Origin of the sequence: Polyangium jinanense, from assembly GCF_028435265.1 — a bacterium.
In the GTDB taxonomy this organism is placed as follows: Bacteria; Myxococcota_A; Polyangia; order Polyangiales; family Polyangiaceae; genus Polyangium; species Polyangium jinanense.
The window spans coordinates 80,952-92,667 of the sequence record NZ_JAGTJK010000030.1 but is presented as its reverse complement, the minus strand read 5'-3'; the positions used below and the strand labels follow the sequence as shown (position 1 = coordinate 92,667).

Below are 11,716 nucleotides of genomic sequence, written 5' to 3'. Positions count from 1 at the left end.
TGGACCTCTGGTGCAAAGGCCGCGGTGCTCGATGCAACGATTCGCGCAGGAGCCTGTGCAACAACCTCGACGATTGAAGGATGGCAGGTTTGTCTAGGACAACGCGAGACGGCCCGCCCCGAAGCTGGTAGCATCGCCCCACGATGTCCAAGGACGCTGCATCCGCCGCTCGCGTGAGCATCGCGCGGATCGAGCAAACGCTCGCGGACTCGCCGGCTTTCGTCCGTGTCGAGCCGCGCTTCTACGTGGTCCGACAGGGGACGGCGTACATCTACATCCAGATCATCCCGTGGGAGCCCGACCGCGCCGTCGTGCGATTCGTGGCTCAGCTCGTCCGCGGGGTCGAGATGACGCCCGACCTCGCGATGAAGCTCCTGCGCATGAACGCGCGCCTCCGGTTCGGGGCCTTCGGTTACGTTCCGCAGGGCGCGTGTGTGGTCCTCGTGCACACGCTGCTCGGCGGCGAGACGCTCGATCCGGACGAAATCCTCGCCGCGCTGCGCGACATGTCGGTCATCGCCGACGAGTACGACGACCGGATTTTCGAAGAATTCGGGGGGCATCGCATGCAGGACCTGATCGACGCCTCAGCCGCCTCGGCGTTCTTCGACGACACGGTCCACCTCCGCGACTGGAGCGATGCGTGAGCCTGCGCCTTGCAGGGAGCCGCTTGCGACGAGCCCGACCCCGATGAGCACGGAAGGCGAAAGCACCGAAGCGCCCGAAGCGTCCGAAGCGCCCCGATCCGCCCCGCCCGCGTCACGTGAGCAGCCCCCGACGAGCTTCGGTGTGCTCGGGTTCGTCCGGCCGCTCGCGGTGTTCGGGGTGCTCGCGATGCTGCTCGGACGTGCGTTCGGCCCCTCGGTGCGAGGCCTGGCCGTCGGCCTCGGCAGGACGGGCGACTACCTCGAGCTCGCGGGCGCGGCGATGTCGCAGTTCTTCCTGATCCTCGCGACCGTGGGCGCCATGGCGCTCGGGCTGTCGGCGCTGCGCGCGGGTTTGCCAGCGGTGGTGCGTTTCGGCGCCGTGTTCGCGAGCGGGCTCGTCGTGCTCGTGACGCTCTCGGCGTCGGCGTCGCGCGTGCCGGAAGCTTCGCTCGTGCTGGTCGGCGGTGTCGCGTGCGTGCTCGCGCTGCTCGCGGCGTGGGACACGATGCGGACGCCGTTCGCGCGGGCGACGGCGGTGATGCTGGGGCTGCTCGGGCTCGGTGGGCTCTCGCGGGTCGCGTCGGTGCTCATCGTGATGCGTGACGGCGTCGCGCCGGAGGCGCTCGCGCGGATCGCGCGCGGCGTGTCGACGGTGGGCCTTTTGCTCGACGGCGCGGCGATGGCCGTGGCCGTGGGGTTCGTCGCGTCGCGCGGGAAGAAGCTCACGAGCCCGGCGACGGTCGCGGCGCTCGCGGTCGCGCTGTTCGCCACGCGGCAAGCGCTCGCGGGCACGTCCGACGAGGCGGCCGCGGTGAGCGTGCTGCTCGCGCGTGCCGCGAAAAATCTGGTCTTGCGGCCCGAGCCGTTTGCTTCGCCCGTGATCGCCACGTTCGTCGCGTTCGCGGCGCCTGCGATCGCGGTCGCGGCGCTCGCGACGCGCACGCTGACGCCGGCGCTCTCGGGGGCGATCGCGCTCCTCCTCGTGGCGCGGGGCGCGCCGGACGTGCCGCTCTGCGCGCTCGCGCTCGTGCTCGCGTCGCTCGCGACGGTGCTCGCATCGCGGGATCACCGGGGGCTCTGGGCGGCGATCTCGCGTGCGGAGTCGACGCCGGGCGAGGGCCCGGGGACGGGCGAGGCGAAGGGCGCGCGTCCGGGCTGAGGGGTTCGGTTTTCTCACGATCTGGCGAGACGAACCCGCGCGCTCCGTTGACGTGCCGCGAAGCGTTCACTAGGACGCGGGGAGCGCTCGATCGGGCCCTCCCGGGGCGCATCGCGAACATGACGTCACATCGAACAGCCTGGATCGTCCCTTCGGTCGTGATGCTCGTCGCCCTCGCGGCGGGCTGCCAGAACCAGAAGGAGACGGGGAGCTCGCCCTCGCCCGCGGCGTCCGCGGCGGCGAGTGCCGCGCCGGCGGGCAAGCTCGGCAGCGCCACGCTGCGCGGCGAGGTGCGCTTCACGGGACAGCCGCCCGAGATGAAGGTGCCCGCGAAGCGCGCGCAGGCGACCGACGTCTGCAAGGACAAACAGCTCGTCCACGACGCCGTGATCGTCCAGGGGGGCAAGCTGAAGGACGTGCTCGTCCGCATCGCGCCGAAGAGTTTTGACGGGCGCTACGACGTGCCGCCGGCCGCGACCGTGGATCAGCTCGACTGCATGTACGTGCCGCGGATCCAGGGCGTCCTCAGCGGGCAGGAGGTCGTCGTGAAGAACAGCGACCGGACGCTGCACAACGTGCACACGTACCTGGGCGCCGAGACGGTCTTCAACGATGCGACGGCGATGGGATCGCCGCCGATCGCGAAGCGCTTGCCGCCCTCCGGCATCGTACGGTTCGGATGCGACATCCACCCGTGGATGCGGAGCTTCGTCGTGGTCACCGATCATCCGTTCTTCGCGGTAAGCGGCGCGGATGGAGCGTTCCGCATCGATCGCGTGCCGGCCGGGAAGTACAAGCTCGAGGCGTTTCACGCCCGGTACGGCGTGAAGACGCAAGAGGTGACGGTGACCGACGGGCAGACGCTCGAGGTCGCCTTCTCGTTCGACGGCACCGAGTCGGAGCCGCCCGAAAATCAGGGCGAGCTCCAGGGACTTTGGTAGGCCCGACCCCGTTGTCTCGAACCCGGGTTGACCCCACGATCGCGCTGGGCTTTCCTCCCGCGCAAAGCGCCCCCGCGCTAGGCTCCCCCCGCTTCATGACGTCGTCCTGTATGGTCGCTGCTGCTGCTGCCGTGTTTCCTGGCCTCACACACGTGCCCCCGGGTGCTGCATCTGCTATCGAGGTGCGCGCATGACGATCCCCGCGGAGCCGCTCGGCGACGTGCACGTGAACCGCCGTGATTCGGGGTACGAGCAACACGAGCGTTCGTTCGGGGCTGTGGCGCGCGATCTCGTCGCGCTGACCAAGCCTCGCGTCACGGTCATCGTGGTCGCGACGATGCTGGGCGGGGCCTGGGTCGCGAACCGGTACGCGCGCGAGCAAGGGCTCGCCGGGGTGTCTCCGGGTGTTGTCATGCTCTCGCTGCTCGCGACGATTCTCGTCGTCGGCGGCGCGAACACGCTGAACATGTACCTGGAGCGCGACACGGACGGGTTCATGGCCCGGACGAAGAACCGACCGCTGCCCGCGGGCCGGATCTCGCCGAAGCTCGCGCTCTGGTTCGGCCTCGCGATCTCGGCGCTCTCGCTCGTCTTGTTCGGTCTCGCGGTGAACATGACGACGACGCTGCTCGGGGCGTTCGCGTTGTTCTCGTACGTGCTCATCTACACGCCGCTGAAGCGAAAGACGACGCTTTCGCTGCTCATCGGTTCGGTGCCCGGGGCGATCCCGCCGCTGCTCGGCTGGACGACGGTGACCGATCGCATCGACGGCCCCGGCGCGGCGCTCTTCGGCATCCTGTTCCTGTGGCAAGTACCGCATTTCCTGGCGATCTCGATGTTCCGCAGCCGCGACTACCAGCGCGCTGGTCTCAAGGTGATGCCGATCGAGCGCGGGGATCGCCACACGCGCAACCACATCGTCGGGTATCTCCTCGCGCTCGTGCTGGTCTCGCTCCTGCTCGTCCCGATGGGCGTCGCCGGACCCGTGTATCTCGCCTCGGCCGCGCTGCTCGGCCTCGGCTTCCTCGGCTTCGGCGCGTGGGGGCTACGCCCGACGGTGCTCGGGACACGATGGGCGCGCAGGCTCTTCGCGATCTCCATCGTGTACCTGATGCTGCTGCAAGCCGCGCTGCTCGTCGGCGCGTGAGCACCCCCGATGAGCGCTGAAAGCATCGGTCGTCTCCTCGCGCCGCTGAACGCGCTACTCAACGCGACCAGCGCGACGCTGCTCTTCGCCGGCTTCATCGCGATCAAGCAGCGAAACATCGAGGCGCACCGGCGGAGAATGCAGGGCGCGTTCATCGCGTCGGGCGTCTTCCTCGTGAGCTACGTGGCGCGCTTCGCGCTCACGGGGACGCATCGGTTCCCCGATGTCGGGGTCGTCCGCACGATCTACCTCGTGATCCTCTCGACCCACACGCTGCTCGCGATGGCGGCGCTGCCGCTCGTGATCGTGACGCTCCGGCTCGGCCGGCAAGGGCGCTTCGAGGCGCACCGCAAGCTCGCGAAGATCACGTTCCCGATCTGGGCGTACGTCTCGGTCACGGGGATCATCGTGTATCTCATGCTCTACCACCTCGCGCCGATGCTCGCGCCCGCGGCCCACGCGCCTTGACCGTGCGCGGAGCGCCGCCTACACCGCACGTCGTGACGTCGCGCGTGGAGGCCAGAGGCGAGGGCGGAACGGACGCGGGGGCCGCACCCCCGCAAGACACGCGACCTGCGGCGTCGCCCACGCCCGCGCGCGCGAAGCGGTTTCCGTGGCTCGTCTTCGGGATCGTGTTCGTCCTGGTGCTGATCACGCGGATCGTGATCACGCCGCGCCCGTCGGCACCGAAGCCAGTGCTCGAGCTGCCCGCGTACACGCTCACCGATCACCACGGAAAACCCTTCGGAGCGGCCGATCTGCGGGGCAAGCCGTACATCGCGGACTTCGTGTTCACGAGTTGCCCGAGCGTGTGTCCACGCCTCACGAAGCGCATGGTCGAGGTGCAGAAGCGCACGGAGGATCTCGGCGACAAGCTCCACCTCGTGACGTTCACGGTCGATCCGGAGAACGACACGCCCGAGGTGCTCGCCGCCTACGGTCGCAAGTACGGCGCCGACGACGCGCGCTGGACGTTTCTCACGGGTCCGCTCGGCGAGGTGGAGACCGTGGTGCTGCGCGGCTTCAAGATCGCGATGGGCAAGAAGGAGACGAGCGAGGGCATCCTCGAGATCTTCCACGGCGAGCGCCTCGTGCTCGTCGACGGTGAAGGCAAGATCCGCGGCTTTTACGATGCGGACGAGGCGGGGATCACGGGGATCGTGCGGGACGCGCGGCTCCTCTTGAAGTGAAGCGCTCGTCCCAAGGGGGACGCCTCGCGTCCCCCTCTCGACCGGGCAAAGCCCGGCCGATTCAGCCCCCGAGGCGAGCTCGCTGCGCGATCTCGCAGAGCAACGATCAGGTCGCTGCTCTGATCAAAACGAGACCGAGAGCCGCTTCATCATCTTCTGCAGGCCGAAGCGCGAGAGGCCGAGGAGCTTCGCGGCCTGGGTCTGGTTGCCTTTCGTGCGTTCGAGCGCCTCGCGCACGAGCTGCGCTTCGAGGGCGTCGACACGCGGGCGCACGCGCAAGCCGAGATCCACGGGGACGGGCGGGGCGACGTTCGCGATGTCGGGCGAGAGGTGCTCGCGCTCGATGATGCCGTCGCAGAGCAAGAGCGCGCGGCGGACCTCGTTTTCGAGCTGGCGGATGTTGCCGGGCCAGGGGAACGCCATGAGCCGATCCATCGCCGCGCGCGTGACGCGCACCTCGGAGCGGTCGTACTTCGCGAGCATGTGCTTCACGAGGAGCGGGACGTCGCTCGCGCGCTCGCGGAGCGGCGGGATCCGGATCGTGATGATGTTGAGGCGGTAGTAGAGATCCTCGCGGAACGTGCGCGCACGGACCATGGCGTCGAGGTCGCGGTGGGTCGCGGCGACGATACGCACGTCGACCTTGCGCGCGCGTTCGGTGCCGAGCGGTCGGACCATGCCGTCCTGAAGGACACGCAGGAGCTTGGCCTGCATGCCGAGGCTCATCTCGCCGATCTCGTCGAGGAAGAGCGTGCCGCGATCGGCCGCTTCGAAGAGGCCGGAGCGGGGTCTGTCGGCGCCGGTGAACGCGCCACGCACGTGGCCGAAGAGCGTCGATTCGAGGAGGCCTTCCGGGATCGCGCCGCAGTTCTCGCCCACGAACGGGCGCCCCGCGCGGGGGCCGTTGTCGTGGATCGCGCGCGCGACGAGCTCCTTGCCGCTGCCCGATTCGCCATGGATGAGGACGGGAACGTCGGCGGTCGTGACACGATCCACGAGCCGCAACATCGCGCGGACGGGCTCGCTGTCGCCGACGATGGAGTCGTACTCGAAGCGGGTCTCGCGTGTGCCTCGGGTCCGGTTGAGCTCGCGTTCGGCCACGTCGAGCGCGGCCTCTCGCTTCGCCAGCGTCTCCTCGAGCGCCGCGCTCGCCCGTTTCGCCTTGCGCGCGGCTCGCCGCAGGAGCGCTTGATCCCGCGCGTCCGCGATCGCCAGCGCCGCGATCGTCGCGACCGTGCGGGTCCACGCGAGCTCGCGCGGACCGAACGCGCCGCGCCGCACGCGATCATCGAGGTAGACCACGCCGAGCGCCTCGCCGCGCGCGACGAGCGGCACGACGAGCACGCTCCGCAGCTTCAGGGCATGCACGCTGACGTGCACCGCAGGCAACTCGCCGGCCGCGTCCACGGCGACGACGGGCTCCAGCGCCGCGAGCGCGCGCCGCGCGAGGGTCTGCGAGAGCGAGAGCTGCTCGTCGCGGAGATCGGCCCGCGCGAGGTTACGCGCCGCGCGCGCGACGAGGCGGCCGTCCGGCGCGCGCAGGAGGAGCAAGCCCCGCTCGACGCCCGTCCAGAGCACGAGCGCGTCGACCACACGATCGAGCAGCGAGCGGAGCCGCTCGCGATCACTCAGCGAGACGATGAGCTGTTCGAGCTCCCGCGCCTGCTCCGCGCGCATGCCTTCCTGCGGCGCGGCCGCGGCCTGCGCGATCCACGGGAGCGCGCGGATCGAGGGCGCGAGCTCGGGAGAGGCACGCGAGAGCAGATCACGCGCGACGTCGCCGAGGGACGAGAGGAGCCGGACGGCGACGTCGCCCCGACCGAGCCGCGCCGCGAGTGCATACCCAGCCGCGATCGAGGGGCCTCGTGCCGACACGGGCGCGCGCGCATCCGAGAGCGCGACGATCGCGCCGAGCACGTGCTCCGCGGTGCGCGTTTCGAGCTCGCCCGAGGCCACGAGCAGCACCTCGGCGCGCGCGCGCCACCAGTCGAGCCGCGCGCCCGCGGTGAGGCTCGGCGTGTCCGCGAGACGATCGAGCTCGAGGCACGTCTCCAGATCGATCGCCGCGTCCGCGTGACGCAACATGCGCGCGGAGGCGCGTAACTTGTCGTCTCCGCTCGCATCCGCGAGCAGCGCTCGAGCTTGCTCGGCGGCGCGTCGTCCCTCGGCGGCGCCACGCGTCGACACGTCCGCGATGGCCCAGAGCGCATACGCCTCTGCCCGCGTGTCACGGCCTTCCCGTGCCCGCGCGATCGCTTCCCGCGCGACACGTTCTGCCTCGTGCGCGACGCCCGCCGTTGCATGTGCCGCCGCGCGTGCGAGGAGCGCGCGGGCCGCGAGCGCCGGCCGGCCGAGGTGCTCCCAGAGCAGGGCCGCGCGCCGCGCCGTGGCGATCGCGCCGCCGAGATCGCCGAGATCCACCGCGGCCGCCGCCTCGCCCGTTCGGTACGTCGCCTCCTCGACCACGGCGCCAGCCCGTGTCGCATGCTCGACCGCCGCGGCGAACGCGCTCCGTGTGCGCGCCGGATCGCCTCCATGCTCCACGTATCCCCGCAGCGCCGCGATCCGCGCGTGCTCCTCGGCGCGACGTGCGATCGCCTCGCCGCGCGTGATCGCGGCGAGCGCTCGCTCCGTATCCCCCTTCGTCGCCGCGACGAGCGCCGCGACCTCGTACGCGGGCACGCTCGTCGCGCCCTGCACGAGCGCATCGGCCTCCTCGTAGCGCCGCTCGTCGAACGCGATCCGCGCCAGGATCGCGCGCGCTTTCCCGTCCGGATCCTCGCCGCGTCGATCCGCCTCCGCCGCGATCTCCCGCGCCGCACCGAGCTCGCCTGCCCGCCGCAATATCTCCGCCGCGAGCGCATCCGCCCCCTTTGCGCGACGCTCCCGCGCTCGCAGCGCGAGGCTCCTCGCGCGCCCGAGCTCGCCCGACAGACGCAGCGCATCCGCGGCTGCCACGAGCAGCGATGCGGGCACGTTCTCCCCTCGCTCCACGCGCTCGATCGCCATCGGATCCGGCGGCACGGCGGCGATCGCGATCGACAGCCGCGCCACCTCCTCGATGTCGAACGGCGCCGACGTCGGACGCTCGGGTGTCGTCGTCGTGGGCGTTCGTCCGAGCGCGGCGCCTTCCACGTCCGCGAAGGTCCATGCCGCGGGCGGCAGCTTTCGCGCGAGATCCACGAGCGCTGCCGCGAGCGACGCTTCTCCGATCTTCCCGAGCGGCCCCGTCGGCCACGCCGCCGCCGGGCTCCCGACGAGCGACGTCATCCACCGCGCGATCCCTTCCGGACCGAGCGGACCGATCTCAGCCGCGCCCGCGTCCTGCGTGAGCGAAGTCTCCTCGTCGACGAACGATCGCGCGCGGCGCGCCCACGCCAGCGCATCGCCGAGCCACGGCGCCGTCCCTGTGCCTGCGGAAGATCGCGTCGCGAGCTCGTCGCGTCGCGCCGACAGATACGCCGCACGCACGCGCCGCGCATCGCGCTCGCCGCGCTCTTCCCGCTCGCGACCCGAACCTGCATCCCGCGCCGCGAGCGCCGCCCGCGCCGTCTCCGCGACCCACGAAGCCGGCGGACGCGCGCCCGGGCTCGGCGAGAGCAACGCCGCGCAGAGCAGCGCGATCGGCTCGGGCAGGCGCGCCGCGCGTGCCGCTTCGATCGGATGCTCCGACGCTGCCACCGCATCGTCCACGAGCTCCGCGAGCAGCGCGCCGAACGCCACGAGATCGCGCGCGCGCGCGTCCCCAAGATCCGCATCTCCACGCGCCAGATACCGCGGCGTTCCACCCTCGATCCGCGCCGTGTACACCGGACACGCGAGCCCGAGATCGATCACGTGTGCACGCCCGCCCCAGCCGAGCAGCACGTTCTCCGGCTTGATGTCGCCGTGCGCGAGTCCGACCTCGTGCAGATCCGAGAGTGCCTCGCCCGCGTCACGCGCCACCGCGAGCGCGAGCGTCGTTCGATCCACGCCGGCCTCGCGCGCCCGCTCCCTTAGCGTCGCGCCTTCGACCCAGCGCAGCGCCACGAACGCGAACCGCTCGCCTTCGCGATCGTCGCCTGCCTCGATCGCGCGCGCGACGTCGCCATCCCGCACGAACCACCCGACGTCGACGAGCTCGGGCAAACGTGGCGAGAGTGCGAGGATCGCGTGCCTCGCTTCCCGCGCGATCGCCTCGCGCGCCGCTGCATCACGCGCGACCTTCAGCGCGACGAGCGTTCCGTCGCGCCGCGCGCGCGCCCGCCACACCTCGCCTGCGCCGCCGCTCCCGGCCGGAGCGAGAAGCTCGAAGCTTCGCTCCGTCAACTCCGATGACGATCTGTGCTCGTTCATCGGAAATCGAGTGTTCGACCTCTGCCTCGAGGTGTCAACGCTGGTGGCACGAACGCTCGTTCGAGGCGCTGCCGGGGCAGGGGAGGGGAGGGCCGGGCCGCGAGCGGAAGCTCAGTTCTCGGAGCAAGTCAGCGGGGCCGCCTCGATGTCGACGCCGGCGTTACAGAGCGACTCGGGCCCCTTGCCGTACGCCTCCGCCACGAACGCCGCGAGCGACGGCGTGTCGATGCACGTCGCCGTGTAGGTCGCGCCCCACGCGGACGCGGCGATCGGCGTGTCGAGGTCCTTGTCCGGCGTGAGCACGAGCCGAGCCTTGGGCCCCGCGCCCTGGGACAAGCACAGCGGATCCGCCGTGGCCTCGTCGAACACCTTCTCGAGCGCCGCCACGACCTCCGGACACGCGTCGTCGCAGCGATACGACAGCACCACGGCGCCGTGCTCCATGTCGTGCACGTACATCTCGCGCGGCACGGGCGTCGTGTACTTCTTGAACGCCGCCCACTGACCCCAGTGGTCTCCTCCGCTCGGCGGGTTCGTCTCGTACGAGATGTCCTTGCAGAGCTCCAGGTGGGCCGCCGACGCGACCGGGATGTTCGTCGTCTTCACGACGCGGCACTCCGTCTCCCCGGGCAGCGGCGTCGCGTCCGGCGTCAGCACCTCGGTTTGCTGCGGCCCCGTCGGCCCCACCGGCGCGTCCTCGCCGCACCCCGCGATCCCGAGTGACACGAAGACCAGCGTGCAGGTGAGCGCGCCACGCAAAAGCTCGTAAGGCATGGCGTGACCCTATCACGCCGAAGGCGTCTGCTTCAGGGGCAGGCCGGCGTCTCGGCGCCCGTGGTGATCCACGCGCTGAGCGCCTCCAGGCTCGACTCCGGCGCGGCGTACAGGTCGTACGGGGGCATCGGCAAGCCCACCACGACGGATGCGCGCAGCCTGTCGATCTCGCCCGGCGCGAGCCCCTTCGCGGCGTCCATGCGTGCGTAGATCGGGCTCGCGAGCATCTTGTAGAGCAGGTAGCTGTTGCCCGCGTTGCCCGGGTCGACGTGCGGCATCGCCCGTCCGAAGCGGCGCGGCCGGAGGTCCACCTCGTCGGCCTGCTCGCCCGTCTGCGTCTGGTTCGCGACGCGCCCGATCATCGCCGGGATCCGCTCCGCGCCCGACAGATCGAGCCCCATCGCCGCCAAGCCGACCTCGAGCGGCCCGTGGCAGCCGCCGCAGCCGACGACCAGGCTCTTCGAGACGGGGCACTTGTCGATGCAGAGCTGATCATCCACGGCGCACGACGCCACACACGCGCTCGCCGTGCAGAAGAGCTCCTCGGACGCCGCGCGCCGCGCCGCCTCGTCGAGCGCCGGATCCACGGGCCCGCCGGGCGGATCCATCACGGCCGTCGTGAACTGCAGGACGACGTTCGCCGCGAGCGGCGCGCCGTCGAACGCGCGCACACCGAACGGCGAGGCCTCTGTCGCCGCGAGCACCGTGAGCCAGTACTTCGTGTCGGGCACGAGCGCCGTCATCGCGGGCAGGCGGTACGTGACGCGCCGGTGCACCGGGTCGTAGCTCGGCTCCAGGAAGACACCCTGCCGGCACTGCGACGCCGTCGGCACGGGATCCGCGCTCGGCTGCAGGCAGACCGCTTGCCGGATCGCTTCACCGGGCAAGAGGAACCGATCGAACGTGACGCGCACGCTCGTCGTCGAGAGCGCGCGGCTGTCGTCCGCGGGCGCGGGCGCGCTCGGCGTCAGCGTCAGCGTCGTCGGCTGACCGCCGGCGTCGAGCCCGGACAGCTCGACTTCGACCAGGTGGACGGGGGGGGCGTCGATGGCCTCGCGCTCAGGGCTGCCTACGTCGCAACCGACGAGGGGCAGGGCGAGGGGGAGCAGGGCGGCGCGGAGGGCGCGCGGGGCGAAGGAAAGGCCTCTTGGGCGGATCAGCTCTCGGAGTAGGTCGAGAGCTGCTCCTGGACGACCCTCTCGTTCACGCCGGTCCGGATGTGCTCCCGCAAGCAGTCGGCCAGGGTGATGAGCATGTCGTCGACCCCCTTCTCCTCGATGAGCTTCGCGAGCAGCTGCCGCGCTTCCCGGCCGTCGTCCTCTCGGAGGAAGCCCCGCACGGTCTCCAGCGTGATTTCGCCCTGGAAGTCGAGGTAAAGATTGTCGAGCAGGTACTTGATCAGCTCCTTCACACCCGTTCTCCTTGAGGACGCGCGCGACCACCGCGGGGGAGGAAGCGCACCGTCGCTCTTCGCTATACCCGTCGCCAGAAGGGGTGTGCAAGGAATATGTCGGAGGTTTCGG

Annotated in this window: 10 protein-coding genes; 6 read left to right on the top strand and 4 right to left on the bottom strand. The window is 71.0% G+C overall.

What is annotated here, in order from left to right:
• The first annotated feature begins 143 nt into the window (after positions 1-143).
• The 6 genes from KEG38_RS36730 to KEG38_RS36705 all read left to right on the top strand — a co-directional run bounded on the left by KEG38_RS36730 (position 144) and on the right by KEG38_RS36705 (position 5,084).
• Positions 144-647, top strand: a complete 504-nt coding sequence (locus KEG38_RS36730) for a T3SS (YopN, CesT) and YbjN peptide-binding chaperone 1 (RefSeq protein WP_272425068.1) — start codon at positions 144-146, stop codon at positions 645-647.
• Between the two features lie 43 nt (positions 648-690).
• A complete protein-coding gene (locus KEG38_RS36725) occupies positions 691-1,806 on the top strand; it encodes a hypothetical protein (protein WP_272425067.1) in 1,116 nt (371 codons plus the stop codon).
• Positions 1,807-1,925: 119 nt separating this feature from the next.
• Positions 1,926-2,747, top strand: coding sequence for a carboxypeptidase regulatory-like domain-containing protein (locus tag KEG38_RS36720; protein WP_272425066.1), 822 nt, complete (start codon positions 1,926-1,928; stop codon positions 2,745-2,747).
• A gap of 190 nt (positions 2,748-2,937) precedes the next feature.
• Positions 2,938-3,894, top strand: a complete 957-nt coding sequence (gene cyoE, locus KEG38_RS36715; protein WP_272425065.1) for a heme o synthase — start codon at positions 2,938-2,940, stop codon at positions 3,892-3,894.
• Between the two features lie 9 nt (positions 3,895-3,903).
• Entirely contained in the window at positions 3,904-4,362 is a 459-nt protein-coding gene (locus KEG38_RS36710) for a DUF420 domain-containing protein (protein ID WP_272425064.1), read from the top strand.
• Between the two features lie 32 nt (positions 4,363-4,394).
• The gene (locus KEG38_RS36705; protein ID WP_272425063.1) at positions 4,395-5,084 is read left to right on the top strand and encodes an SCO family protein; all 690 of its coding nucleotides are present in this window, start codon (positions 4,395-4,397) and stop codon (positions 5,082-5,084) included.
• 123 nt (positions 5,085-5,207) lie between these two features.
• Here the strand turns inward: KEG38_RS36705 and KEG38_RS36700 are convergent, their stop codons facing one another.
• From KEG38_RS36700 to KEG38_RS36685, 4 genes are all read right to left on the bottom strand, one after another.
• A complete protein-coding gene (locus KEG38_RS36700; RefSeq protein WP_272425062.1) occupies positions 5,208-9,419 on the bottom strand; it encodes a sigma 54-interacting transcriptional regulator in 4,212 nt (1,403 codons plus the stop codon).
• Between the two features lie 111 nt (positions 9,420-9,530).
• Positions 9,531-10,193: a thioredoxin-like domain-containing protein gene (locus KEG38_RS36695; protein ID WP_272425061.1), complete on the bottom strand. Its 663-nt coding sequence runs from the start codon at positions 10,191-10,193 to the stop codon at positions 9,531-9,533.
• A gap of 32 nt (positions 10,194-10,225) precedes the next feature.
• Positions 10,226-11,107 carry a hypothetical protein gene (locus KEG38_RS36690; protein ID WP_272425060.1) on the bottom strand — a complete coding sequence of 294 codons (882 nt, stop codon included), beginning with the start codon at positions 11,105-11,107 and terminating at the stop codon, positions 10,226-10,228.
• 242 nt (positions 11,108-11,349) lie between these two features.
• Complete coding sequence (locus KEG38_RS36685; protein WP_272425059.1) at positions 11,350-11,604, bottom strand: hypothetical protein; 255 nt, start codon at positions 11,602-11,604, stop codon at positions 11,350-11,352.
• Between the last annotated feature and the right edge of the window lie 112 nt (positions 11,605-11,716).

What these genes read in the sequence shown, in the direction of transcription:
- KEG38_RS36730 (WP_272425068.1), top strand. Translation starts at nt 144, where the DNA reads ATGTCCAAGGACGCTGCATCCGCCGCTCGCGTGAGCATCGCGCGGATC.
- KEG38_RS36725 (WP_272425067.1), top strand. Translation starts at nt 691, where the DNA reads ATGAGCACGGAAGGCGAAAGCACCGAAGCGCCCGAAGCGTCCGAAGCG.
- KEG38_RS36720 (WP_272425066.1), top strand. Translation starts at nt 1,926, where the DNA reads ATGACGTCACATCGAACAGCCTGGATCGTCCCTTCGGTCGTGATGCTC.
- cyoE (WP_272425065.1), top strand. Translation starts at nt 2,938, where the DNA reads ATGACGATCCCCGCGGAGCCGCTCGGCGACGTGCACGTGAACCGCCGT.
- KEG38_RS36710 (WP_272425064.1), top strand. Translation starts at nt 3,904, where the DNA reads ATGAGCGCTGAAAGCATCGGTCGTCTCCTCGCGCCGCTGAACGCGCTA.
- KEG38_RS36700 (WP_272425062.1), bottom strand. Translation starts at nt 9,419, where the DNA reads ATGAACGAGCACAGATCGTCATCGGAGTTGACGGAGCGAAGCTTCGAG.
- KEG38_RS36695 (WP_272425061.1), bottom strand. Translation starts at nt 10,193, where the DNA reads ATGCCTTACGAGCTTTTGCGTGGCGCGCTCACCTGCACGCTGGTCTTC.